The organism is Sodalis sp. RH21 (assembly GCF_047324175.1).
Taxonomy (GTDB): domain Bacteria; phylum Pseudomonadota; class Gammaproteobacteria; order Enterobacterales; family Enterobacteriaceae; genus Acerihabitans.
In genome coordinates this window covers 2,206,166-2,229,079 of sequence record NZ_CP178732.1, presented here as the reverse complement: position 1 = coordinate 2,229,079, position 22,914 = coordinate 2,206,166, and the positions used below count along the sequence as shown (strand labels likewise).

Sequence of the window (22,914 nt, the reverse complement as noted above, 5' to 3'; positions counted from 1 at the left end):
GCCAGGGTCGCGTTATTTTTTTAACCAGAAGAAAAATATTCATGCATAATACGCCCATGAGTAATGATATAACATCACAATTAAACCTGGGCACTCCGCTGCTTGAGCTGCAGGACGTTACCGCCGGAGCCCACGGCTGCCCGGCGGCGCTGCGGGGCGTGAGCCTGACGCTTAACCATCATCACTGCCTGGCGGTGATCGGCCCCAACGGCAGCGGCAAATCCACGCTGCTGCGCGCCATTATCGGCGAAATCGGGTTGGCGTCCGGGCAGATCCTGCTCGATGGTCGGCCGCTGGGCAGCTTGTCCAGGCAGGCGCGCGCACGCAGCATCGCGCTGCTGGCGCAAAACGATACGCCCGACCTGCGGCTAACGGTGGCCGAATACGTCGGGCTGGGGCGATTGCCGCACTATGCGGATTTTAGCGCGCGGCAACATGAGGAGATCGTTAACCAGGCCATAGAAGACACCGGTTTACCCACGCTGCGCCGCCGGCTGCTGGGCACCCTGTCGGGCGGGGAGCTTCAGCGGGCCGGACTGGCGCGCGCGTTCGCGCAAACGCCCCGGGTGCTGCTGCTTGATGAGCCGACCAATCATCTCGATCCGCTGGCCCGGGCCCAGCTGCTCGGCCTGGTGCGCGCACGGGGCATCGCCACCATCGCCGTGCTGCACGATCTTACGCTGATTGAATCCTTTGCCGAGCGGGTGGCGGTGCTGCAGCACGGACGCCTGGTGTGCTGCGATACGCCGGAACGGGCGCTGGTATCGTCTTGTATCGAACCGGTGTTCGGCATGCGCAGTTTTACGGTGGCGCACCCCGCCACCGGACAGCCGTTAAAAATTTTCGAAGCATCATTACGCGCGTAACCGCCTGGTTAACCTGAGGACAACTCTGTATGAAGAAGTATCCGAACAAGTCTCTGCTTTCGGCCGCGTTGAGCCTGCTGGTGACGGCGGCGGCGCAGGCCTCGGGTTTCCCGGTCACGGTCTCCAGCTGCGGACAACCGCTGACCTTTACGCAGGCCCCGCAGCGTGCGGTCATTCATGATTTGAATATGACGGAAATGGCGTTTGCCCTGGAATTGCAACCGCACATCCGCGGCGTGACGGGGATTACCGGCTGGTATAAGGCGACGCCGGAATTCACCCGCCAGCTGGGCGGCATTCCGGAGCTGGCGCCCAAATACCCTACCCTGGAAAACCTGCTGGCGGTCAATCCCGACTTCTTTTTTGCCGGCTGGAATTATGGTATGAAGGTAGGCGGCGAGGTGACGCCGCAATCGCTGGCCCGTTTCGGCGTGCCGACGCTGGTGTTGACCGAAAGCTGCGTGCATATCGGCCGGCAAAAACAGAAAGCCACGATGGATCTGTTGTACGGCGATATACTGAACCTGGGCAAGATTTTTGGCCAGGCGGAGCGCGCGCAAACGCTGGTCGACGGCTGGAAAGCGCAGCTCGCCGCGCTGCGGCAAACTATCGGCCAGCGCCCGCCGTTAAAGGTGTTCGTGTATGATTCCGGCGAGGATAAACCGTTTACCAGCGGTCGTTATGCCATGCCTACCGCGCTGATCGAGGCCGCGGGCGGACGTAATGTGATGGATACCCTGGACACCAACTGGGGCACCACCTCCTGGGAAAGCGTGGCCACCGCCGAGCCGGACCTGATCGTTCTGCTGGATTACCAAACGGGCGGCGGCGCGCAGACGCTGCGGGACTTCCTCGAGCGCCACCCCCTGATGAAGCACACCCCGGCGGTGATGAACCACCGCTACCTGAAGTTGCAATATGCGCAGCTGACGCCGGGACCGGCCAACATCGAAGCCATCAGCCAATTGGCCCGGGCGCTGTATCCCGACCGTTTTCAGTGAGAAATGGCGTTTTATGCGAGACAGTATTTAATGAGAGACAGTATTTGATGAAGGATAGCCGTTCATGAAGCAACGGAGCCGCGGATTTGCGCTAATCATGACGGCGGCATTGCTGACCTTGGTCATCATGGGCATGGCCAACGTGGTGTTTGGTAGTACTTCGCTCACGCCGGATGAAATACTGTCGGCGCTGGGAGCGGGAACGGGACGGGCCGAGCCGATGGTGTCGCGGATCGTGCTGGAAATCCGCCTGCCCAGGAGCCTGCTGGCGATGTTAACCGGCGCCGGCCTCGCCATGGTCGGCGCGTTATTGCAAACCACCACCCGCAACGATCTGGCCGATCCCTTTTTGTTCGGCCTCTCCTCCGGCGCCTCCGCCGGCGCGGTGGCGGTAATGACCCGCCTGGGCGATCGGCTGGGAGACTGGGCATTGCCGGTGGCGGCCTTTGTTGGCGGCATCGTGTCGGCGTTGGCCGTCATCTTGTTGTTTTTACAGCAGAAGTCGCGCGGCGCGGCGCGGCTGGTGCTCTCCGGCCTGGCGGTCTCGTTCCTGTTCGGCGCCCTCACCAACTTCCTGGTGTTCTCAGGCGACCAGCGGGCGGCCAGTTCCATCCTGTTCTGGTCCCTGGGCGGGCTGGGGCTGGCCCGCTGGGACAATATCGGTTTTGCGCTGGCGGGGTTATGCCTGCTGGGCGCGCTGGCCGCCCTGCGCTGGCGCTCGCTGGACGCCCTGCTGGCCGGGGAACAAAGCGCGGTGTCGATGGGCATCAACGTCACCGTATTGCGCATCGAAGTATTTCTATGCTGCGCGTTCGCCACGGCCCTGTTTGTCGCCCTGACCGGCGTCATCGGGTTTATCGGCCTGATGGTGCCCCACCTGGCAAGGCCGCTGGCGGGCGTGCGCCACCGGTGTCTATTGCCCCTGGTGGCAGTGCTGGGCGCGGTGCTGATGTCGGCGGGCGATTTGCTCAGCCGCTGTCTGTTAGCGCCCCAAGAGCTGCCTATCGGTATTATTACCGCCGGCGTCGGCGCGGTGTTTGTGCTCGCGCTGCTACTCAGGAGTGATTAAAAGTCCTAAAGATCCCGTGCAATCGATGACGGAATCCTTAAAAAAATGTTTTATTGATAAATAGTGTTAATTTGTATCAGTTATGTTTAAATTGCCTAAGAAGAATGGAAGCAACGTATTAGATGGGACAAGATAAAAAGATAATTCTTCATGGCCGAAATATCTACATTGCGAAAGTTTACAAAAAGAACGGTGATTTACTTTAGATTGAGCAATAATCATTCCTTTGGTTAGCCTTCCTGATGTGCAAACGGCAATCACTGATTCTTTTAACAAAATAAATAAATTTATTACTGATGACCATTCTACTAACCATATGCCTCGTTTTTTTGAAAACATCAGTAAAGTCGAAGCTGTATTAAACTTGCCATAAATGACTGTAATAATGATTTTTGCTTTTCGGATGAAAAGCCATTTTTCTTCTAAATTTTTCTACTAAGTTACCAATAATTCGACGAATTGCCTACAGAGAAAAAGATTGATTTAAAAATATTGTACTTTTTTTTATAAATATCGCAAAACTAAAATCATTTGACCTGGGGGCTTTAATCGGGGATTAATACAAAACCTGATGAATAAATTTCCATATTAAACAATATTTTAACATCACCATCAATTCCGGGACCACCTCTCATGCAATATCGCAGAGTATACCGCAAAAAAAATAGCGGCGCTCATAAATCCAATCTGGCCGTCCCAGGTGACCGTCCCGATGCGACCCGGTGCCCAGCGTCTGGATGACGTTGCTTATTGCCCCGACTTTGATGATCTGAACGCAAAAACCGCGCTTTCTCCATGTAATCGCTCGCTATAGTACACCACATATTTTTTGCCGGTCTTGCTGACCATGGCTTTTGCATGTTCGAATTGTTCAAGCGTGGTCACTGGTGCTTTATCCGTAAAGTAATCCCTGCCTATCGTAATCCTTGCCTATCGCCATGACTTTCAGACCCAGCTCATATCTCTATAACGGAATTACCGCAGCGGCAACAAGCTTAATTTTTCATCGGCAAAGATCTGCGCCAGCAATTCAGCGGCCTCGATCTGCGGATAATGCCTCACAATTTTTTTACTTTCTCCGCACCAGGATTGTAAACATATTTGAGGGCCGAGCTCGCCTCAATTAAGCCATTTCTCATACCGTAAACATGTCCGTATACTAATGCAGCGACGACAAATACGAATTCTCCCGCTTTGACAACCGTCTGTGCTATTCCACCAGGGACATAATTCATTCAATCATTCTTTTGTATTTTCTTAACCTGCTATGTTATCTAACTCTGCAATAATTCCTATCTGTGATACCGGGGCAGGCCTATTTTTATCAGCCAGTATTTACCAAGTGCCATCAACATTGGTTCCATATTACCCGTATAGCACTAAAAGATACCGTACGACTTCCTTGCTCATTTTCTTCTGAATATTCCAGAAAAGATGAGTACAGAAAAAAAGACAAAGCGAATCTGTATGTTCCCACGTTCGCGGACCGCGCTACTCTGGATTCCTTCTTCAAGGGATGGCGACAGAGACAAGCGTGGCTGCCGTCCGTCTCATCGCTGGATGAGCCAGATGAGTGTCCAGATCATCTTTATAGAGGCCCCAGGTGATACAAGTACAGATTAGATGTGTTTTGCGACCCTATATCCAGCGCCATTACTGGGTTAAATAACTCGCACCATGATTTCATCTGAACCCTTTTTCTTTATCACGACACCGGTATCAGGTTACTCAGGTCAACTTCAGGCTTTCAGAAGGACAGTATTGCCCAACCGCCTGAACACAATATATCTAACAAATTCCTCAAGAAAAGGGCTTTGATATGCACAATTTTTTCCATCCAGGGAAGAATATTCAGATTGGTGGTTTATCCTTGCCTTACGTCACCGTACACTACCTTATTAGAGAGAATCAATTTATGATGAGTTGAGTTAAGGAAAAATATGCCACCTTCACAGAACCAGGAACTAACTGAAGAGGTTGCCGGTTTTTTAGCTCATTTTTCATTTTTGCCCTGGTGGCGCTGAATTTAGCACGGCAGGATGGGCGCGCGGGTAATGCCCTCACGGACCATCTTTTTTTGATGCGCTGGCTTGACGGCGCGCAGCGACAAAAACGCTTCCCCAGGGGGTCGCCGCCGAAATACTGTTGCTGCAAAATTTAGGCAAAAAAAATGGCCCGATGTCCAATCTGCCTAAAAAATTGCAAAACTTATGGGAAATTTGTTCTGACTTTGGACCGGAACTCAGCGATGTAGCCCGTCTGAATGCGGCCATTGCGCAATTAAAAAAACCGGCTGGCACAATGAATTACTCAGCCTAGTGGAGTGGCGCCAGGGTATTCCGACGGATATTGTTCATGCAGGCATCAATGCCATCCTGGCCGAACGCTTGGCGATTGAATCGGCGTTCAATGAAAATGGTGTTCTTAAATCATCACTGGAGTTTTTGATTTTTGGTGACGATACTGCAGCCACCGCTGCTTTTGCTGATGCTTCATTGATATTATGTGCCACCTCAGAACCACAAAAATTTCAACTATTACCATCTGGAAACTATTACCGTCTGGAGTAGTAGCAAAGACAGCGTGAAGCAATTAGGTCGTTTTATCGCTATGCAATGTTAATCAAATAAAAATTGCCTGTTTTGAGAATCGAGCGAATGCCAAAAACGGCTATAACAATAGATAAGCCAAGGTATCACAGCCATATAACCAATCAATACCTAAAGCTCAATAAACACCTGAGCTCGCGCATTCATAAAAGGTTGAAGCTACCATTCACTTGGAAATTGCGTCATACCGGACCCCTGAAATTCATTAGGGCGACGGTTGAATCCATATCGAGTATAAAACGCATCTTTCCCCAGCGCCGCCATTAACCCTATCACGGAGCCTGACTGCGCCGTGCCATGTAAGAACACCATGACTTCATCCATTAATCGTTTTCCGTATCCTTGTCCGCGCAGACGTTCAGTAACTATCACATCCTGGATATAAAAGGCTAGGCCACCGTCACCGATCACACGTGCCATACCGACCAGTTGCCCGGACTGCCGCAAAGTGACCGAGAAAAGCGAACGTTGTAAAGCTAAGATGGTTATATCTGGCGCTGAACTTCCCCACCCCAGAGCTATCCGCAAGGCATTGTATTCATCTGCGCCAGGAATTTCATGGTGGAGTGTGACCTTCATTTATCGACTCCTTATAATACTGATTTTTTCTGAGGAAATTAATACTCATTATTTTTATTTGTTGTCTTATATAACATAGTGGGAGTTACCCTCCTTTCGGACCCTACGGTTGAGGCATTGTTCTTTACTTCACACATCATATGATGGGGGTAAAAAATAACGCACCCAGATTATCGCTGTCAATACTCCCTTTTGATATTGCATCTATAAAGAAAGCATTAGTTAACGATTTATTCTCGCCGACTGGGCCTGTGACTACCCCGCATACTCCCGCAGCGGCAACTGGAAACCTTGGGCCATAATGAAATGAGTAATCATCAACGACCGATCGCCGCAATGAGATAATCTGGTTGGGTTCAGGCGAAAACCGCTTGTTTACAGTGCATGTCCCGTGTCAGATTGCCTGCAGGATACAGATCATGAATATCAATATGCCTCAGTTATGATAATGTGTTTTGATGTCACCTTGTCGATATGGCCGGAAAGCATCGATTTTTTCCAATAAAACAAAACCCACAGATATCTTCGTATCGGCTGGCGCTACCCGGGCCGGTGCTGTTTCATGTTTTCCGCTGGTTATTCTTAACGCCGGGACACGCGGCCGGTGCAAGGGAAACGCAGTAGGCGACTCATGAGGTGCCACCGGCGCCGTGAGTTGAATAGGCAGGCTTATAAGCTGTACGGCCTTAGTTTTGCAAGCAACTCATATTCAGTTGTCTGCAAAGCCCGGAAGCCTAAAGGCCGTGACATGGCGCCATGATTCCGTTATCCGCCATAAAACGACACCTGAAACAAGCGAGGCAACAATGCTACTACCCCTCTCTACCGCCCCAGCCGATGCATTTCGCTCGGTACGTTTCATCCTGACTGATATGGATGAAACGTTGATTTACCGGGGCAGGCTAGCCGCAACGCCCTATGCGGCGCTCGAACGATTACAGGCGATGGGGGTAAAAGTTATACCCGTCACCACGGCGCCTGCGGGCTAGTGCGATCAGATGGCCAGGATGTGGTCGGTCGATTGCGTGATCGGTGAGAACGGTAGCCTATTTTCCCAGCGCGCATCGAATGGCCATGGCGTAATGCGCGAATTCTGGCACGCAGCGGAAGACCTGCCGGGCATACGCACCCGGCTGGACGACATAGCCTTAAAGGTGAAGGATGCAATACCGGATGTCACTTTCGCCGACGATCAGCTATTTCGGTTGACCGGCCTGGCGTTTGCGCGGCCGGGTGACAAGGCTACTGCCCACCGTCTGGCCGATCGCTTGCGGGCCGTAGGTACGCATACCACGATCAACAATCTGTGGATACTGGGCTGGCTGGGTGACTATGACAAGCTGGCCATGACACGACGCATACTGGCCGACATGTCCGGCGTGGACATCGACTCCCGGCCGGAGACGGTTCTCTACACGGAAGATTCCACCAACGACGCCCTCATGTTCAGTTTCTTCCCACATTCGGTGGGCATCAGCACCGTGCGCCAATACCTGCATGAGATCCCCACGCCCAGCACCGGATCACTGAGGGGCCTGGAGGCGCCGGTTATATCGAAGCAGCTGACGCTGTCATTGCTGCATATGAACATTGAATTCAACAGGAACCAGGCTGAAGGTCGACTGGCCGGAAATCTCATTGGCTGTGCGCTAAATCGGGGACTGCGCTAGCGTTGGCCAATTCATTTTGATTTGATACTGTTGGCTTGCTAAAAGCTTGATATAAAGGAATTACAGGTACTTATGCAAGACCTTCAACAAAGCGGGAAACTGGCAAAAACCATCCCGATCCCTGAAATGTCCCGCCGCAGGAAAGCTATAAAGCTCGGCAGAGAGTTCGCGGCTCAGTGACAGTGTGAAGTCAGGCGGGACCATATCATCATTCATCGACCGCAACGTAATAAGATGGTGAACGTTCTCTTTGAGTTGCCTATAATCAATTCTTTGCCGGGTAAAATCATTCAGTTCAGGCAATAAAGGAACCGGTTCGGCAAACCCCGCCACCAGGATGGCTCCCCCAACGACTCTCCCTTCGTTTAAAGAAGCAAGATAATGCATCAAGGGAATACACCCCAGGCTATGGGCGATAAACCAGGTATGGCATGTGGGTGTAGGGACACTGTGTGTTAAATGGGACAACCATTGTTCTGGCTTGGGTGTCCGGGGAGCAGGCATTCGAGGCAGGATAACCTGGGTTCCCTGGTTTTCGAATTGCGCTTTCAGCCAGCGAAACCAGTGATGGCGAGGCGTTGACAGGAATCCATGAACAATCACCAGCCGATCAGGCATTTTCATTAATTTTTCCTCACTCAGAGCCTTTTATTACGGCCAACCGAACCAGAAACGCGAAGAAACAAAGGGTAACCCCAGCGGATGTCACGCTGTTTACAACGCATCCCGGAGTGAGACACGGATGGTGATCATCACATCTTTTACCGTACTGCAAAAAATCGATGATAACAATCCACCACAACCCCACCTGTTCTATGAGAAAGGAGCCAATTGTTTCCGTACTGGGACCGGTTGCCGCCGCCTATCGTCTAACTGGCCATGTTCCCGAACGGCGTGGCAACCGCTCGCCGAACAATGCGCCGCGCAACATCTACCTGACACGGGATGATCGATGGGTCGTCATTTCAGTGTCCACGCCCGTGATGGCCGAAAAATTTTTCCGTATCTTCGGGCTCGGGCATCTTCTTGAAGACGATCGGTTCGCCAGCCATGAAGCGCGTGTGGAAAACGGCGATGCGATTGACGCCATTGTGGCCGACAAACTCGTTTCATTCACTTTAGCTGAACTTATGGGCACCTTCGAGACCGAGGGGATTGCCGGCGCGCCGGTCTATGACATCGCCCAACTGCTCACCGATCCGCACGTAACCGGGCGTGGCGTGATGGAAAGTGTGGAGGACCCGGAACTCGGCACTTATCCGATGCATGCCGTCGTCCCGCGTTTTTCCCGTACGCCCGGTCGTATACGGCGTATTGGGCCGCGTGCGGATCAGGATCGTGACGATATACTTGGCGAGATTGCGGCTGAAACTGCTTTATCACAATCGACGAAAATTGAGCGGAGGGCCTGATGAAAAAAGCGGAAGAACTGCAACACACCGCCTGGCGTACGGGGATCACGGATTTTGGCAATGGCCGCCTGGCTGTTCGCGGCGTGCCTATAGAAACGTTGATGCAATGGGGTTCTTTTGGCGAGGTTGTCTATCTCCTTTTCACCGGACATCGTCCGTCCCCGGCGGAAGCCGCGCTGTTCAATGCCATTATTATATCCACCTGCGACCATGGTCCCACATCGCCATCAATGTTGACCGCCCGCGTCATTGCGAGCGGCAATCGCCGTGCGCCGGAGGCGGCGGTGGGGGGCGGTTTGCTCGCTATAGGTGACGCTCACGGCGGAGCAGGGGAAGCGTCCATGGTGATGCTGGCGGACACCTTCAAAGACGTGACATCGCCGGACGATATGGCAAAGCGGGCCGCCGGGCTGGTCGCGCAATCAAAGCGGGAAAAACGCCGGCTTCCCGGTCTTGGACATCGCTTTCATACCGAAGATCCCAGAACGCGTGAGCTTTGGCGTCAGGCGGAGACGCTGGGTATTTGCGGCCAGGAGATCGCCATGATGCGTGCGCTTAAACGGGCGCTGGAAGCCGAGCATGGCCGCAAATTTCCGGTCAATGTTGACGGTGCTATCGCGGCGATACTGTTGGGCATGGGCTTTGAGCCATTGATCGGCAGGCTGATCTTTATCATCGGCCGTTGCGCCGGGGTTGCCGCCCATGTACGTGAGGAATTGACGCGCGAGAAACCCATGCGGATCCGTTTTCCTTTTGCTTATGATGGGCCGTTCACTTCACCAGCCGCTATCGATGAGGCTGTCAAATGACGCTACTTGATATGCATCTCTTGCCGGAGGAACGCCGGCCACGATTAAAGCACAGTCTTACTTCCGGTCATACGCTGCGCTTCATGGAATGCCATAACCCGCTCTCCGCGCTGGTGGCATCGGAAGCAGCAGTGGAAATAGCCTCCGGCAAGACTGCGCGTTTCGACGGACTATAGATTTCGGGATTCAGCATTGCGACTTCCCGGGCGCTTCCCGACATTGAACTGGGTCAGTTGGAAAAGCGTCTTGAAACGGTTGAGGAAATAGCATCGGCGACAATGTTACCTTTGATCGTTGATGTTGATACGGGCGGAGAGCCTGTTGCCTGCCAGCATTTTTGTGCCCGGTTGGAAGCGTTAGGGGTGTCGGCGGTCGTCATCGAAGATAAGGTTTTTCCCAAGCGTTCAAGCCTTGCCGCCAGTGTCAGCCATAATCTGGAAGATCTTGAGGTGTTCGTTGCGAAAATTGCTGCCACTAAACGAGCGATTCAAAGCCCCGATTTCATGATAATTGCACGAACTGAGGCGCTGATCGCCGGCGCGGGAATGGCGGAAGCAGTGAGACGAGCCTAACGTTACTTGCACTCTGAATCCGATGCCATTTTGGTACATTCGAAAATGTCTTCCGGGCAGGAGGTGCTTGAATTCGCAGCGCATTACAGCGAGCTTAGCGCTTCATCTGGGATCTTGAAACCGTTATATGCCATTCCGACCGCCTACCCGCACCTGACGGAAGACGAACTGGGGCTGGCCGGGATCACAGATGTCATCGATGATAACCACCAGATAAGGGCGGCCCATGCGGCAATGACGAAGGTATGTAACATCATTCTTCGTACCGGGCGATTCCTGGAAGCGGGCCAGCATATATTCCGTGTCGAAGACATATTCCAAATGTTGGCTACAGGGTGTTTAAACAACAGATAGCCCAATGGCAGAAAAATAATTTAATGATTCATTTCATGTTATTTCCGGCCGAATTCATCCATGACTGAAAGAGGAAACTTATGAGATCCAGTGAGTAGGTCAAAGACAATTCCGCCCCATTTTTTCGATTGTAACGCTGATTTTAGCAAAAATATCAATCACCAAATGCGTGAATTCGCATTGATCAATTGCTTATTTGGTAATTAACGCATTAGGATCGCCATTAATTTCGCTAAAAATTACTTTACCTCAACTGTCTGGGGCATTTGATGCCATTACCGCCTATTTTAAGCGCTGAGCAGGATCGGCAGATGTTCAGACACACGGCATTGCGGATTTCTCGTCTTAAATTTGAATACTTTTAATTTATACACTGGTTAGATAATGATATAAATCACTGCTCAGAACGCCTTATCGTACGCGTGCGCGCCAAATTACAGCAAGCATTCATTCAGTAACCAATTCCAGTTTTACGATATTGATCCAATAGCCGATCCCGAACGACAGGATATCGTCATTAAAATCGAAGCGCGGCGTGTGGACGTGATGAAACGTGCCGTCGGCCTCTACGCCATTGCCTATCAGCATAAACGCTCCCGGCCGCTCCTCCAGCATGTAGGCGAAGTCCTCTCCTGCGGTGATGGCCGGATAAAGCGCTTCGACCCGCTCCTCACCCACCGTGCGTACGGCGGCGGCGGCGGCGAGTTGCGTTTGCTCCGTGGCATTGATTAGAGCGGGATATCCCCGCTCATAGCTGACCACAGCCGTGCATTCATGCGCGGCCGCCAGATTGACCGCCAGTTCGGAGAGACGCCGTTCCAGTATATTTCTGACCGATGGCTCATAGGAGCGCGCGGTGCCTCGTACCACTATCTCACTGGGGATGACATTCGTGGAGCGTACATGACCCGCCGCGATATAACCGGTACTGATAACCGCGGTCTCGCGGGCAGGAACGTTACGGCCGATGATGGTCTGCAGGCCAAGCAGAAAATGCGCCAGCGGTAGGCTGGGATCCACGGCGCGATGTGGCACCGCGCCGTGCCCTCCGGTGCCTGCGAACCTGACAGCCCAGGTATCGACATTGGCCAGCATTGGACCCGGCCGGATGCCAAACCGGCCGGCCGGCAGTCCCGGCTCGTTATGCAAGCCATAAACGGCGTCGCAAGGAAAGCGCTCGAACAGGCCTTCTTCGATCATCTTGCGCCCTCCCCCTCCCTCCTCCTCCGCCGGTTGAAAGATGAGGTGGACCGTACCCGCAAAGTCGGGATCCCCGGCAAGATAACGGGCTGCGCCCAATAGCATGGCCGTATGACCGTCATGGCCGCAGGCGTGCATCTTGCCTGGGTATCCTGAGGAATAGGCCAGGCCGGTCGCTTCCTCAATATTGAGGGCATCCATATCCGCCCTGAGTCCTATACTGCGTATCCCGGGCCGACGCCCACGGATTGTGCCAACCAGGCCCGTACCGGCGATCCCGCGCGTCACGGCGATCCCCCAGCCTTCAAGCGTTTTGGCGACCAGCGCTGAGGTTCGCCGCTCTTCGAACGCCGTTTCAGGGTGCTGGTGAATATCCCGCCGGATGGCGATCAATTGGGGAAGGTACTCGCCGATCTTTTTAAATAGGGTGTTCTTCATTACCGTATATTCCAAATCTTGTTTAATCATTGAGCGCTGTATGCCGCGTTTCACGCATCATCAGCATGGCAACCACGGCGACGGCATTGGCGCCGACCAGGTACCAGGCCGGCGTCATCGGATTGCCGGTGACGGCGATAAGCCAGGTGACCACAAACTGCGCCGTTCCGCCGAAGATCGTGACGGCGACGGCATAGGAAAAAGACAGGCCGATGCTGCGCACCCGGCTCGGAAAGGATTCCGGGATCATGCCAAGCATCACGCCGGCATTGAGGGAATGCAACGTCACGAGCAGCGCGACCATCAGGAGCAGCATGGTCCCCGTTTGTTCCCGCGTAATCAGCATGAAGGCGGGATAGGCCGCTAGGACCAGCAGCATGCGCGGGATGATCATGACCGCTTTGCGGCCAAACCGATCCGACAGCCATCCTCCCAGCAGGCTCATTATCGCCATGGTCGCGCCGGTCACCAGTGTCGCAAGCATCGAGACCCCGGCAGGAAGCCTGAGCGTTGTCATCGCATAGGTGGTCATATAGCTCGAAATGTACATGGTGACGGCGCCGCCCGCGATGGCGAGGCCCGCCAATATCACTGTACGGCCATGGCCGGCGAGCAAGTCGGTAAGAACTTCCCTGGTCGAACCGTACGTCCGCCCGCTTTCCAATGTTTCGGGAAGGCGATTACGGATATACATGCCGACCGGGGCGATCAGGACGCCCAGCAGGAACGGCAGCCGCCATCCCCAGGCCTCCAGGCTCTCTTTCGGCAGGATTTGCGTCATCAGATAACCGATGATGCCGGCTAGCAGGAATGACAGACCCTGACTGGCTGACTGCCAGCTGGTATATAGCCCCCGCCGGTCGGCAGGCGCCCGTTCCAGCAGATAGGTGGTGGCCGGTCCCATTTCGCCGCCGGCGGAAAAGCCCTGGATGAGGCGGGCCAGTACCACCAGACAGGGCGCGGCGATGCCAATAGCCGCATAGGGTGGAATAACGGCGAGCAGACCCGTACTCAGCGCCATCAGGGCGATGGTCAGGGTCATTGCGGCTTTCCTTCCCTTGCGGTCGGCATAAGCTCCAATCAGTATCCCTCCCAGTGGACGCGTCAGGAAACCGACACCGAACACCCCCACCGACAGCATCAGGCTACCCAGCAGCGTATCTGCCGGAAAAAATTGCCGGGCGATGATAGCGGCAAAAATGCTGTAGAGGGTGAAATCATAAAATTCAAGCGCATTGCCGAGCGTTACTGCCGCAATACTTGCCGCTTTCCCTGGCGTGCCGGTCTTAGCTTCATCCTGTTCGCCGGCGGATACTGCCGTCGTGCTTCTTGCCATTTCCCTCCCCCCCTGGTGCCGATTGGTTTGTTGATTACGGGACCAGCGTAGCGAAATTACCTCGTTGGAGAAAATGCATTAATAATGCGCAATACGTACAAAAAATGTATTCTATCCATTGCCTGTCACCGTGATAAATCCGGGAAATGCGTGTCCTATTCGATCAAGCAGCTGCGCTACGTTGTGGCGGTAAAACAGACTGGCTCGCTCGCTAAAGCGTCCGAGCGCATGTCGGTCTCGGTCTCCTCGATACGGGAGGCCATTCGCCTTATTGAGGACCGGCTCCATATCAGCCTGTTTGTCGGCGAACCGGCCAAGGGCATGAAACTAACTCGGGACGGTGAGCGTTTTACGGCGCTTACCGAAGAGTTTCTCGGGGCCTACCGCGGCTTTGAACAAGCAGCGGCACATATTCCCTTGGATTGGGCGCGCGACATTTCGCTGGGTGTGCTTGCCAGCGCGGGCGCGCTCATTATGCCGTCTCTGATAGCGCGGTTGTCCCAATCCATGCTGAACGGGCATATCCAGCTCGTTGAAGAGAGCTCGCAGGGGCTGTCGGCAGCGGTCCGCGCCGGAAAACTGTCGGCGGCATTCACATTCAATGACGATATTCATCCCTCGCTGGAGTTTATTGAACTGTTCAAGTCACCTCTCCACATCGGCTTGCATCCCACTCATCATCTTGCGGGAAAGAAGGAAGTTCATTTATCAGAACTGAAGGAAGAGCCGTATATCCTGCTCGATTTCGATGGCGCCCGGCGTTATTACGCCGGCCTTTTCGATCATCATGGCGTCAGGCCGCGTGTCGGCTATACGGTCGGTTCGCGCGAAATGGCGTACAACATGGTCGCCGCCGGTCTCGGTTATTCTGTCTTTAACCTTTATCCGCTCCCGACTAAGGGTGGACTACCCCCCGCAGATATTGTGCGTATCCCACTTGTATCGGATTACTGGAGCCCTGCCTTCGGCATGATCCATGTACGCGGCAGGGCCGGCGGCCTGATTGACGGACTGCGTCAGGCCTGTCGTTCAATATCGCTCGACGCCGCCTTGGACATTCCCCCTGCTCAAGCGGACGTAAGATCATCATCAGACGAGTCATCAACGTAAACGATCTTGTTTTGCGGAGCGACACCATCGTGCACGTCTGTCACACCCCGAAGATAAATGGTACTGCCGTTGGCTACTTTAACGGGTAACAGACCGAGTTGAGCAAGGGACGAAGGAGTACTTTTTAACTACATGTATATTCGAGCTCACCCATTTTTTTCTGGCGACCATTGGACCCTAGATTATGGGCTGCCGAGCGTAGCGGTAACGTCCCGCACGGAAAAACCTATTAACTGCGGCTCAAATGAATTCATGTCGAATCTGCACCTACACTATTGAACCGCCATAAGGCATTGGAATTATCGCTCCTGATACCGTAATATCGAACCTCAAATCCGTGACAGCTGCGCCAGCATCACGCGCGTGAATGCCGATAAGGGCTTGCCAGCACCAATCCATTCTATCAAATACTTAGTTATCAAAGGCCGGCTTCGTGGATATCATGCATACTGATGGAGCCGATAAGCCGAGAGTCAACAGAGAGAACGGGGGCAGCTGATATTTTCTTTTCGTGAAACAAAGCCAACGCTTCAGACGCCAGCTGCGTTGCGCTCAGACTGACTCCTCCTGCCGTCATCGCATACGACACCGCCTCGTTGAGTTGACCGCCTTTTAACAGCCAGCGGCGCAAATCGCCATCAGTAAAAACGCCGCAAAGCGCCTCATCACTGTTGATCACAGCTACCAGCCCTAGCCCGGTTCGGGTCAGCTCAAACAAGGCATCAGTAACCGTGGCATTGTCCTTGACCTGAGGAATTTTATCATTGGTCCGCATGATGTCGCCTACACGGCTGAGAAGACGCGTGCCCAGGCTACCAGCGGGGTGGGTGCGCGCAAAATCCAGTTCACTGAAATTTCGTGCCTTCATTAGCGCAATCGCCATGGCATCACCCATCATGAGGGTACAGACTGCGGAAGAAGTGGGGGCAAGGCCTAGCGGGCAGGCTTCTTGCGTGACGTATGTTGTGATAACGTGATCTGCACTGCAGGCCAGGGGTGAATCAGGATTACCGGTAAAAGCGATAACGCCGACAGGCAATGCACGTAACAGCGGCATCATTCGACGGAATTCAGCCGCATGTCCTGAATAGGATATCAGTATCACCACGTCGCCCGCCGCTATCATACCCAGATCGCCATGCAGCGCCTCAGCCGGATGAACATAAAAAGCGGGCGTACCGGTGCTGGCCAGCGTGGCCGCAATTTTTTTGCCGATATGGCCTGATTTACCGATCCCACTGACGATCACTTTTCCACGACACGTCAGTATCAGTTTACAGGCATCAACGAAGGGATCATCAACTCGTTCAGACAGGCAAATGATTTCATTAATCTCAGTTTGCAGCGTTTCTCTGGCGGCGTTCATCAAGATTTCGCGCATGGCTTTACTCTTCTTTTCCGGCAATGATGACCTTTATACCCCGTGCACGCAGTTGCGCAGTAATATCGTCTGAGATGCCGCTGTCTGTGATCAGTACATTCACCGACTCAAGGGAGCAAACTACATTCGGACTTCTACGGCCGAATTTTGAGGAGTCCACAAGGAGAATGATCTTTTGGGCAGCGCGGCACATAGCCTGGCTGACGGCAAACACCTCATTAAAGGTAGTGACACCCGCATTCAGGTCAACGCCATCCGCGCCGATAAACAATTTATCGAAGCTAAAGTGGCTGAAAGCCGATTCAGCAAGACTTCCATGAAAAGAGGCGGAAGTACTGCGGTATGTCCCGCCGGGCATCAGGATGACTTGATCATTATTCAATTCGACCAATTCATTCACGATGCTCAGACTGTTGGTCATGACAGTGATATTGTTAAATTTTGCCAGGTGCGGCACCATCTGTAATACCGTGCTACCGGCATCGAAAACCAGCGAGTCGCCTTCAGAGATAAGTCTCGCGGCACACGCAGCAATCTGCTTTTTCTTTTCAATATTGATAAACGTTTTTCTGTCAATGGGCTGGTCTCCCTCATCACGGGTAAGCATTACGCCACCGTAAGTCCGGATAACCGCACCTTGTTGCTGTAAGTGAGTAAGGTCTTTGCGAATGGTGGTCCCAGTCGTAGTGAAGCGCGCTATCAACTCTTCGACCGTGGTATGCCCTTTACCGTGAAGGTATTCGATTATCTGAGTTTGCCGTTGTTTTGGTTTCATCCTGGTTTCCCTGTCTGAGCCCCTATTGATTCCATTCACATTCGCACAACCATATTCGTGATGGGAAGGGATATCTTTCGATTTAAAAGATATCACCTTTTATTTGAGATAGCTAATCCCAGTGCAGCTCGCATGGCTTTACTTTGCGGATAGAGTTGCTCTGGATTAATATGCTCGAGCCGCATACCTTGAAGTTTATCTTCCGCCACCGGGCGGGAAAAAACCGTTATCCCCTTCATAATAAAGGATTGGGTTACAATATTATTGCTGTCCACACTAAGAACCAGGACCAGCCGCGGCATAAAACGGCCCCCCGAGCGTCCGATCCCGACCCGATTTTCTGCCGGCAGTTGCGCCAGAGCTTCATTAAATTTCCGCATCTGCAGCCAGCCGAGCACTATCTGTCCGGCCCAAGCAAGTCCCGCCAAACATATCAGCATATTAACTGAGTTCATTCTGAAACCTCCCGGTAAAAGCCGGCAGCGCAGGCTGCCGGCCTTATGTCAGAACATGACCTGTCCGCCGGTAATGTTGATAGACTGGCCCGTACAATAGGATGCTTTGTCACTTGCATAAAAAATTAGCACATCGAGGACGTCCTGATAGTCGCACCCCCGTTTGAGCGGCACCTTGTCAATATAGAACTGCTCCACCTCATCTGCCCGGATACCCAGCTTTTTGGCATATTGGGGGAGGAGTGACTGGAACATGGGTGACTTGAGCAGATTACCCAGCATCAGGGAATGAACAGTGATACCGTACTCCGCTAAATCGAGTGCCAGCGACTGAGTCAGCCCCACACCACCGAATTTGGCCGCACTGTAACCAGAATTATGTTTACTACCCACTTTGCCGGATTTTGAGTTAATTTGGATAATCCTTCCTGGAATAGTATCGCGGATCATCAGTTTTGAAAATTCCCGGGCGCACAAGAAATATCCCACCAAGTTAACCTGAAGCGACAGGTCAAAATCGTTGAGAGCAAATTGGGTGATAGGTGCGGCTTTTGCGATACCCGCGCTGTAAACAAGCAAATTTGCAGCACCTAAAAATGTCTCATCAATAGCCTTAGCCAGCGCGATAACGCTTTCTTCATTGGTGGCGTCCACCTGAAATCCGGACGCCTGCCCCTCCCCATGAGATTGGTTAATCTCCGCCGCCACCGCGTCGGCGTTGCCGGCATTGAGGTCGGCTACAGCAACTTTATAACCCGCCTCGGCGAGTCCCTTACACAGGTAAGCGCCCAGTGTCTGACCACCACCGATAACTACAGCAACCTGATCCATTTTATTCTCCTGTTTACTCATTTAATACACGAAACTTCTGACCGGGTTCGATTGATGTAGGCGTTGGGCCTTCGACATGAACCGTTCCCGGAAACTCAGCCTTTATGGCTCCGTCAAATCTCACAGTGATATGGCCTAATTCACGTAGGTTGGTTTCTGCCACTTCCCCAACAGCCGTGACCAGCCAGCTTTGCTCACCAATTGTTATCAAGGAGCCCGGGTTGAAGGGGGCCTCCAGATTAATATTCGGACGATGAATAAAGCAGTATTCGGCTACTTCAGCCGGTGCACCTTCTGCAAAAGTGATAATGAAATTATCCTCGAAGGATTCCGTGGCATTTGCGCCAGCTGAAACGAACGTAGATTCATAAATAGTTTTCATAACCCTTTCCATTGCTTACTGGTAAATAAAACCGGACGCAGCCCAGGCCAAGAGAACAGTCGGCGCACCGGTCAGGAAGCGGCCAACCAGTACCGACGGCACACCCACCCGCACGGTGTCTTGCTTGGCCTCAGCCAGCGACAGGCCGACCGGGATAAAATCGGCAGAGGCCTGCGCATTAATGGCAAATAACGCTGGCAACGCCAGATGGGGGGGGATAAGGCCCTGACCAATTTGCACGCCGACCAGGACACCGATGACCTGCGCGATGACCGCACCTGGGCCAAGAAAAGGCGACAGGAGCGGAAAGGAGCAGATCAATGCTAATGTCACTAAACCAATGGGACTGTTTGCCAGCGGCGTCAGACCGTGTGCGATAAAATCCCCCAGGCCGGAAGCGATGATGATGCCAATAAGCGCGGAGACAAAAGCCATAAATGGCAGGATGGTCTTGAGTACAGTGTCAATGGTTTCCCGGCCGGCCTGAAAGAAGACGGCGACTACTGAGCCCATTCCCATCCCCACTTTTGCTAATAAGCCGTCGCTTTGTTCGGTGATTTTTTTGCTGGTATCGTAATCACGACCTTTAGCGCCAGCCCCGGCGGTTGCGCCAGTTTGTTTATCGTTTTGTGGCTTAAGTGCTGAAGGTATTGAAAGTGCTTCATTATCATTGGCGGCACGAATGTCACCCACTCTGACACCGGAGACGTAAATATCTTCCGTAATGAACTGCGCCAATGGACCGGATTTACCGGTGGCATGGATATTGATGGTGGGGATTTGGCGCTTAGGATATAACCCACAACGCAGGGTTCCGCCACAGTCGATGACAGCAACACCAATCTCGTCTGCCGGCGGTTCACCCTCTTTAAAGCCATCAACCGCTTCCCAGCCGGTCAGCTCTTTTAGCCGGTCAACAATTGCCGGGCGGGTGCCTGCGGTAATATAAACAATTTTTTTGCCTGCCGTGGCTGTCAAAAACAGCGGCCCACCCCAGCCACTTTCACCTTTATGAACTTCTATTATCTTAGACATTTTGGACTCCGCCCGTTAAACGAACCTGACTATCAAGCTGTATGTGCATTTTTCTTTCGAAAATAGCCGTGGTAAGGTCCGTTACCCAGCCCCGAACAAAATTCGTCGCCATGCCGACCAACAGATAGCTGACGGCGAGCGGTCCCAGTGGAAGGTGAAGCGTGGTGAGCCCGTTAGCGATACCCAGATAAACGAACAACTCACCCGGGTTAATATGGGGGAACAACCCGTTCATGGAATGACAGCTGTAGGACGCCGCAGCGTAATAGCTGGGTTTGTACTTCTCGGGCATGAATCTACCCAGGCTCAGCGTCATCGGATTACAGAAAACAAACGTTCCGATAACAGGCAATAACAGATAGCGTGAAACAGGGTTGCCAGCACAACGTTGCGCCAGTGCTTCTATCCGCTTTTGTCCAACAAAAACGATTAACGCATTCATTACAACCAACAGACTGATAAGTAAAGGAAGAATACCGGTCACCATGCCGACAAAAGTCTTCCCGCCTTCCTGAAAGAGCCCGATAAACCATTCGGCTCCATGGGTAATAATTTCAATCATTCTGAAACTCCTTTGCGTGGGCACACCTTGTAATATCGTTTATTTCGAAAGAAATATAGATCTAAATAGTGCACAAAAAAGCGTCTTTCATCACAAAAATGATCATTATGATTAAAATAACAGATCTAAATGAAAGATTTTATCTTTTACTTTAGCTTTGACAGCTTTGACCTCGCCAAAAGTTAAGATTGGACGGGGGAGATAGCAAACTGAAAGAAATTGGCTTGGGGACGAAGACCCAAGAGCTTGAAAACTATGGGAACCGAAAAAACGCTGCCCTGAGTGGATTTTTGTGGTGAAGACTCCATGCATGATGGCTCCGAGGAATTAAGGTTGCCAAGTGGCAACCTTTTCCCTGCGGACTTATACAAATTATTTGCAAAATTTACCTGCATTATCCCGTTTTTTCCTTATAGTCCCGTCGTCGTTCCGACTATTGTGTTGTGTGCTACCTTCGGACTTAGGGATGGATTTTTCGGGATTGAGAGGGTTTCTATTTGCCATTGTTTTCTCCTTATCAAAAATGAAACTGTAAAGTAACCAAACACCTAATTACGCCTTCTCTGTGTTTTTTCCAAGCATCCTTATGGCTGTTTATAATTACTTGTATGTATAAATGTTATTTTAATATTAATTTTTTTCGCAAATTCGGCGATATTATCCGCTATCAGACATTCATGTTAGCGCTGATACCGCACCTGTTTTTGAACATGGCCGTTCTATGCTGTATGTATAATCGAAGTTTTTAGAGGCCATAAATCAAATGAGCGTAATGTGAACTATGAACATATCTAATATTCAGAGGTCGTTATGATTAAAAAAATAGGTGTGCTGACAAGCGGTGGTGATTCACCAGGTATGAATGCGGCAATCCGGGGAGTGGTCCGTGCCGGTCTTTCCCAAGGGCTAGAAGTCTATGGCGTCCATGACGGCTTCCTCGGCTTGTTTCAAGATCGAATAAGTAAACTGGACCGTTATAGCGTTTCAGATATGATTAACCGTGGTGGTACCTTTTTGGGTTCTGCCCGCTTTCCTGAATTCAGAGAAGAAGGAACCCGCGCCATTGCCATTGAAAATATGAACAAACGCAGAATTGATGCATTAGTGGTTATCGGTGGCGATGGATCCTATATGGGTGCAAAACGGTTAACTGAAACGGGATTTCCCTGCATCGGCCTACCCGGCACCATTGATAATGACGTTGCCGGTACCGATTACACTATCGGTTATTTTACCGCACTGGAGACCGTGGTAGAAGCGATTGACCGACTACGTGACACGTCTTCTTCCCATCAACGTATTTCTATCGTTGAAGTGATGGGGCGTTATTGCGGTGACTTGACCCTGGCGGCGGCCATAGCCGGTGGTTGTGAGTTTATGGTATTGCCTGAGGTAAAATTTAATCCGGGAGATTTGGTTGCCGAAATCCAAGCTGGCATTGCCAAAGGCAAAAAACACGCCATCGTCGCTATTACAGAGCATGTTTGCAATGTCAGCGATTTGGCGCGATATATCGAAAAAGCGGTCGGTCGAGAAACCCGCGCCACGGTTTTAGGACATATCCAGCGCGGTGGCAGCCCGGTTGCCTATGATCGAATTCTGGCCTCCCGCATGGGTGCTTTTTCAATAGAATTGTTATTAAAAGGCTATGGTGGACGCTGCGTTGGCGTGCAAAACGAAAAGCTTGTCCATCACGATATTATCGATGCTATTGAAAATATGAAGCGCCCTTTTAAAAGCGATTTGTTCAAAACTGCCAAAACGCTGTTTTAACCAGCTCAAGCGCCCTACTTACTTCCCAGGATGCGTCCCGGTCAGGAACGATTACTCTTACTAATCGGGCGCTCATTCCATAACTTGAGTGAGATCACCGTAAGTGCCAACATAGCGGTGATTCCGTTCGATATCATAATGGGGAAGTCCCCCATGCGAAAACCATAACCAGCCCAACAGGAAACGCCCAGGAATAGCACTGCCCACATTCCCAATGAGAGGCTGCTGGTGTCTTTGTTTTTGATGATATGCATAACCTGCAGGAAAAACGAACCAGTGGTTACCCACGCCGCAAGCGTTCCCTGCCAAATTGGCCACGGCGACAGGAGCACAAACGACAGCAGCGCCAAAATTATAGTCGCTGCGACAATCATCAGATTCTTCATATCATACCTCGTATCTTCGTTGTGATAAACTGGTCTTAGCTACCTCTGCGACTCTGCTATATCCTTATTTAATAATGCCTTAACTTTACAAATAACATTGTGTTGCCTAAGGAGGAAAGGGGGAACAACGGGTCATATGAGCCCGAAAATGCAATTCAGTGGCTTTCTCAGCTACATAGCATCCTGATGTCAGTGCAAGCCCTACTTGCCATACAAAAGACAACCCCTCTCTTATACGAATTTTTCGCCACTACCCTTCTCTATTTTTTCATGAATGCTCACCTTACCCATGCGGCGAATAGATCGATG

General features: G+C 52.0%; 24 protein-coding genes and 1 pseudogene. 11 read left to right on the top strand and 14 right to left on the bottom strand.

Annotation, left to right across the window (positions count from 1 at the left end; all coding sequences use genetic code 11):
- Positions 1 to 56 precede the first annotated feature (56 nt).
- The 3 genes from ACL2XP_RS10170 to ACL2XP_RS10160 all read left to right on the top strand — a co-directional run bounded on the left by ACL2XP_RS10170 (position 57) and on the right by ACL2XP_RS10160 (position 2,936).
- Positions 57 to 866: an ABC transporter ATP-binding protein gene (locus ACL2XP_RS10170; RefSeq protein ID WP_413730085.1), complete on the top strand. Its 810-nt coding sequence runs from the start codon at positions 57 to 59 to the stop codon at positions 864 to 866.
- Between the two features lie 29 nt (positions 867 to 895).
- A complete protein-coding gene (locus ACL2XP_RS10165) occupies positions 896 to 1,867 on the top strand; it encodes an ABC transporter substrate-binding protein (RefSeq protein WP_413730084.1) in 972 nt (323 codons plus the stop codon).
- Positions 1,868 to 1,931: 64 nt separating this feature from the next.
- Entirely contained in the window at positions 1,932 to 2,936 is a 1,005-nt protein-coding gene (locus tag ACL2XP_RS10160; protein WP_413730083.1) for a FecCD family ABC transporter permease, read from the top strand.
- 637 nt (positions 2,937 to 3,573) lie between these two features.
- Here ACL2XP_RS10160 and ACL2XP_RS10155 read toward each other — a convergent pair.
- Positions 3,574 to 4,171 (bottom strand): annotated as a pseudogene (locus tag ACL2XP_RS10155) (gfo/Idh/MocA family oxidoreductase); the annotation flags it as partial.
- A 1,083-nt stretch (positions 4,172 to 5,254) separates the two neighbouring features.
- On the opposite strand from ACL2XP_RS10155, the gene ACL2XP_RS10150 reads away from it, so the two are divergent.
- A complete protein-coding gene (locus tag ACL2XP_RS10150; RefSeq protein ID WP_413730082.1) occupies positions 5,255 to 5,506 on the top strand; it encodes a hypothetical protein in 252 nt (83 codons plus the stop codon).
- 198 nt (positions 5,507 to 5,704) lie between these two features.
- Here the strand turns inward: ACL2XP_RS10150 and ACL2XP_RS10145 are convergent, their stop codons facing one another.
- A complete protein-coding gene (locus ACL2XP_RS10145; protein ID WP_413730081.1) occupies positions 5,705 to 6,124 on the bottom strand; it encodes a GNAT family N-acetyltransferase in 420 nt (139 codons plus the stop codon).
- A 1,007-nt stretch (positions 6,125 to 7,131) separates the two neighbouring features.
- Here ACL2XP_RS10145 and ACL2XP_RS10140 point away from each other — a divergent pair.
- Positions 7,132 to 7,794: a hypothetical protein gene (locus ACL2XP_RS10140; protein WP_413730080.1), complete on the top strand. Its 663-nt coding sequence runs from the start codon at positions 7,132 to 7,134 to the stop codon at positions 7,792 to 7,794.
- A 60-nt stretch (positions 7,795 to 7,854) separates the two neighbouring features.
- On the opposite strand, the gene ACL2XP_RS10135 is transcribed toward ACL2XP_RS10140, so the two are convergent.
- The gene (locus tag ACL2XP_RS10135; RefSeq protein WP_413730079.1) at positions 7,855 to 8,418 is read right to left on the bottom strand and encodes an RBBP9/YdeN family alpha/beta hydrolase; all 564 of its coding nucleotides are present in this window, start codon (positions 8,416 to 8,418) and stop codon (positions 7,855 to 7,857) included.
- Between the two features lie 158 nt (positions 8,419 to 8,576).
- Between ACL2XP_RS10135 and ACL2XP_RS10130 the strand changes: the two genes are divergently transcribed.
- Together ACL2XP_RS10130 and ACL2XP_RS10125 are read left to right on the top strand one after the other, a co-directional pair.
- Positions 8,577 to 9,206, top strand: coding sequence for a CoA transferase (locus ACL2XP_RS10130; RefSeq protein WP_413730078.1), 630 nt, complete (start codon positions 8,577 to 8,579; stop codon positions 9,204 to 9,206).
- On the top strand, positions 9,206 to 10,015 hold the full coding sequence (locus tag ACL2XP_RS10125; protein WP_413730077.1) for a citryl-CoA lyase: 810 nt from the start codon (positions 9,206 to 9,208) through the stop codon (positions 10,013 to 10,015). The genes ACL2XP_RS10130 and ACL2XP_RS10125 overlap by 1 nt, the downstream gene beginning before the upstream one ends.
- 67 nt (positions 10,016 to 10,082) lie before the next feature.
- On the opposite strand, the gene ACL2XP_RS10120 is transcribed toward ACL2XP_RS10125, so the two are convergent.
- Positions 10,083 to 10,208: a hypothetical protein gene (locus ACL2XP_RS10120; protein WP_413738532.1), complete on the bottom strand. Its 126-nt coding sequence runs from the start codon at positions 10,206 to 10,208 to the stop codon at positions 10,083 to 10,085.
- A gap of 40 nt (positions 10,209 to 10,248) precedes the next feature.
- Here ACL2XP_RS10120 and ACL2XP_RS10115 point away from each other — a divergent pair, with 40 nt between their 5' ends.
- Positions 10,249 to 10,587, top strand: a complete 339-nt coding sequence (locus ACL2XP_RS10115; RefSeq protein ID WP_413730075.1) for an isocitrate lyase/phosphoenolpyruvate mutase family protein — start codon at positions 10,249 to 10,251, stop codon at positions 10,585 to 10,587.
- A gap of 45 nt (positions 10,588 to 10,632) precedes the next feature.
- Positions 10,633 to 10,941 carry a hypothetical protein gene (locus tag ACL2XP_RS10110; protein WP_413732589.1) on the top strand — a complete coding sequence of 103 codons (309 nt, stop codon included), beginning with the start codon at positions 10,633 to 10,635 and terminating at the stop codon, positions 10,939 to 10,941.
- Positions 10,942 to 11,388: 447 nt separating this feature from the next.
- On the opposite strand, the gene ACL2XP_RS10105 is transcribed toward ACL2XP_RS10110, so the two are convergent.
- Together ACL2XP_RS10105 and ACL2XP_RS10100 are read right to left on the bottom strand one after the other, a co-directional pair.
- Positions 11,389 to 12,609 (bottom strand): M20 aminoacylase family protein, encoded by a 1,221-nt coding sequence (locus ACL2XP_RS10105; RefSeq protein WP_413730074.1) that lies wholly within the window; start codon positions 12,607 to 12,609, stop codon positions 11,389 to 11,391.
- The gene (locus ACL2XP_RS10100) at positions 12,602 to 13,915 is read right to left on the bottom strand and encodes an MFS transporter (protein ID WP_413730073.1); all 1,314 of its coding nucleotides are present in this window, start codon (positions 13,913 to 13,915) and stop codon (positions 12,602 to 12,604) included. Before ACL2XP_RS10100 ends, ACL2XP_RS10105 begins: the two co-directional genes overlap by 8 nt.
- A gap of 150 nt (positions 13,916 to 14,065) precedes the next feature.
- Between ACL2XP_RS10100 and ACL2XP_RS10095 the strand changes: the two genes are divergently transcribed.
- Entirely contained in the window at positions 14,066 to 15,025 is a 960-nt protein-coding gene (locus ACL2XP_RS10095) for a LysR family transcriptional regulator (protein ID WP_413730071.1), read from the top strand.
- A 418-nt stretch (positions 15,026 to 15,443) separates the two neighbouring features.
- Here the strand turns inward: ACL2XP_RS10095 and ACL2XP_RS10090 are convergent, their stop codons facing one another.
- From ACL2XP_RS10090 to ACL2XP_RS10060, 7 genes are all read right to left on the bottom strand, one after another.
- Positions 15,444 to 16,406: a KpsF/GutQ family sugar-phosphate isomerase gene (locus tag ACL2XP_RS10090; protein WP_413730069.1), complete on the bottom strand. Its 963-nt coding sequence runs from the start codon at positions 16,404 to 16,406 to the stop codon at positions 15,444 to 15,446.
- A gap of 4 nt (positions 16,407 to 16,410) precedes the next feature.
- Complete coding sequence (gene srlR / locus ACL2XP_RS10085) at positions 16,411 to 17,181, bottom strand: glucitol operon DNA-binding transcriptional repressor SrlR (protein ID WP_413730067.1); 771 nt, start codon at positions 17,179 to 17,181, stop codon at positions 16,411 to 16,413.
- Positions 17,182 to 17,273: 92 nt separating this feature from the next.
- Positions 17,274 to 17,636 carry a transcriptional regulator GutM gene (locus ACL2XP_RS10080; protein ID WP_413730065.1) on the bottom strand — a complete coding sequence of 121 codons (363 nt, stop codon included), beginning with the start codon at positions 17,634 to 17,636 and terminating at the stop codon, positions 17,274 to 17,276.
- Positions 17,637 to 17,684: 48 nt separating this feature from the next.
- The gene (gene srlD, locus ACL2XP_RS10075) at positions 17,685 to 18,467 is read right to left on the bottom strand and encodes a sorbitol-6-phosphate dehydrogenase (protein ID WP_413730063.1); all 783 of its coding nucleotides are present in this window, start codon (positions 18,465 to 18,467) and stop codon (positions 17,685 to 17,687) included.
- Between the two features lie 13 nt (positions 18,468 to 18,480).
- A complete protein-coding gene (locus tag ACL2XP_RS10070) occupies positions 18,481 to 18,849 on the bottom strand; it encodes a PTS glucitol/sorbitol transporter subunit IIA (protein WP_413730061.1) in 369 nt (122 codons plus the stop codon).
- A 15-nt stretch (positions 18,850 to 18,864) separates the two neighbouring features.
- Complete coding sequence (locus tag ACL2XP_RS10065) at positions 18,865 to 19,884, bottom strand: PTS glucitol/sorbitol transporter subunit IIB (protein WP_413730059.1); 1,020 nt, start codon at positions 19,882 to 19,884, stop codon at positions 18,865 to 18,867.
- Positions 19,877 to 20,446, bottom strand: a complete 570-nt coding sequence (locus ACL2XP_RS10060; RefSeq protein WP_413730057.1) for a PTS glucitol/sorbitol transporter subunit IIC — start codon at positions 20,444 to 20,446, stop codon at positions 19,877 to 19,879. The genes ACL2XP_RS10065 and ACL2XP_RS10060 overlap by 8 nt, the downstream gene beginning before the upstream one ends.
- 810 nt (positions 20,447 to 21,256) lie before the next feature.
- Between ACL2XP_RS10060 and pfkA the strand changes: the two genes are divergently transcribed.
- Complete coding sequence (gene pfkA / locus ACL2XP_RS10055; protein WP_413730055.1) at positions 21,257 to 22,219, top strand: 6-phosphofructokinase; 963 nt, start codon at positions 21,257 to 21,259, stop codon at positions 22,217 to 22,219.
- Between the two features lie 41 nt (positions 22,220 to 22,260).
- Here pfkA and ACL2XP_RS10050 read toward each other — a convergent pair whose 3' ends face one another.
- Positions 22,261 to 22,605: a SemiSWEET family sugar transporter gene (locus tag ACL2XP_RS10050; RefSeq protein ID WP_413730053.1), complete on the bottom strand. Its 345-nt coding sequence runs from the start codon at positions 22,603 to 22,605 to the stop codon at positions 22,261 to 22,263.
- Between the last annotated feature and the right edge of the window lie 309 nt (positions 22,606 to 22,914).

What these genes read in the sequence shown, in the direction of transcription:
- ACL2XP_RS10145 (WP_413730081.1), bottom strand. Translation starts at nt 6,124, where the DNA reads ATGAAGGTCACACTCCACCATGAAATTCCTGGCGCAGATGAATACAAT.
- ACL2XP_RS10070 (WP_413730061.1), bottom strand. Translation starts at nt 18,849, where the DNA reads ATGAAAACTATTTATGAATCTACGTTCGTTTCAGCTGGCGCAAATGCC.
- ACL2XP_RS10050 (WP_413730053.1), bottom strand. Translation starts at nt 22,605, where the DNA reads ATGAAGAATCTGATGATTGTCGCAGCGACTATAATTTTGGCGCTGCTG.
- ACL2XP_RS10125 (WP_413730077.1), top strand. Translation starts at nt 9,206, where the DNA reads ATGAAAAAAGCGGAAGAACTGCAACACACCGCCTGGCGTACGGGGATC.
- ACL2XP_RS10135 (WP_413730079.1), bottom strand. Translation starts at nt 8,418, where the DNA reads ATGAAAATGCCTGATCGGCTGGTGATTGTTCATGGATTCCTGTCAACG.
- ACL2XP_RS10090 (WP_413730069.1), bottom strand. Translation starts at nt 16,406, where the DNA reads ATGCGCGAAATCTTGATGAACGCCGCCAGAGAAACGCTGCAAACTGAG.
- ACL2XP_RS10060 (WP_413730057.1), bottom strand. Translation starts at nt 20,446, where the DNA reads ATGATTGAAATTATTACCCATGGAGCCGAATGGTTTATCGGGCTCTTT.
- ACL2XP_RS10110 (WP_413732589.1), top strand. Translation starts at nt 10,633, where the DNA reads ATGTCTTCCGGGCAGGAGGTGCTTGAATTCGCAGCGCATTACAGCGAG.
- ACL2XP_RS10100 (WP_413730073.1), bottom strand. Translation starts at nt 13,915, where the DNA reads ATGGCAAGAAGCACGACGGCAGTATCCGCCGGCGAACAGGATGAAGCT.
- pfkA (WP_413730055.1), top strand. Translation starts at nt 21,257, where the DNA reads ATGATTAAAAAAATAGGTGTGCTGACAAGCGGTGGTGATTCACCAGGT.
- ACL2XP_RS10170 (WP_413730085.1), top strand. Translation starts at nt 57, where the DNA reads ATGAGTAATGATATAACATCACAATTAAACCTGGGCACTCCGCTGCTT.
- ACL2XP_RS10130 (WP_413730078.1), top strand. Translation starts at nt 8,577, where the DNA reads ATGATAACAATCCACCACAACCCCACCTGTTCTATGAGAAAGGAGCCA.
- ACL2XP_RS10080 (WP_413730065.1), bottom strand. Translation starts at nt 17,636, where the DNA reads ATGAACTCAGTTAATATGCTGATATGTTTGGCGGGACTTGCTTGGGCC.
- srlR (WP_413730067.1), bottom strand. Translation starts at nt 17,181, where the DNA reads ATGAAACCAAAACAACGGCAAACTCAGATAATCGAATACCTTCACGGT.
- ACL2XP_RS10120 (WP_413738532.1), bottom strand. Translation starts at nt 10,208, where the DNA reads ATGCTGAATCCCGAAATCTATAGTCCGTCGAAACGCGCAGTCTTGCCG.
- ACL2XP_RS10140 (WP_413730080.1), top strand. Translation starts at nt 7,132, where the DNA reads ATGTGGTCGGTCGATTGCGTGATCGGTGAGAACGGTAGCCTATTTTCC.
- ACL2XP_RS10160 (WP_413730083.1), top strand. Translation starts at nt 1,932, where the DNA reads ATGAAGCAACGGAGCCGCGGATTTGCGCTAATCATGACGGCGGCATTG.
- ACL2XP_RS10105 (WP_413730074.1), bottom strand. Translation starts at nt 12,609, where the DNA reads ATGATTAAACAAGATTTGGAATATACGGTAATGAAGAACACCCTATTT.
- ACL2XP_RS10165 (WP_413730084.1), top strand. Translation starts at nt 896, where the DNA reads ATGAAGAAGTATCCGAACAAGTCTCTGCTTTCGGCCGCGTTGAGCCTG.
- ACL2XP_RS10065 (WP_413730059.1), bottom strand. Translation starts at nt 19,884, where the DNA reads ATGTCTAAGATAATAGAAGTTCATAAAGGTGAAAGTGGCTGGGGTGGG.
- srlD (WP_413730063.1), bottom strand. Translation starts at nt 18,467, where the DNA reads ATGGATCAGGTTGCTGTAGTTATCGGTGGTGGTCAGACACTGGGCGCT.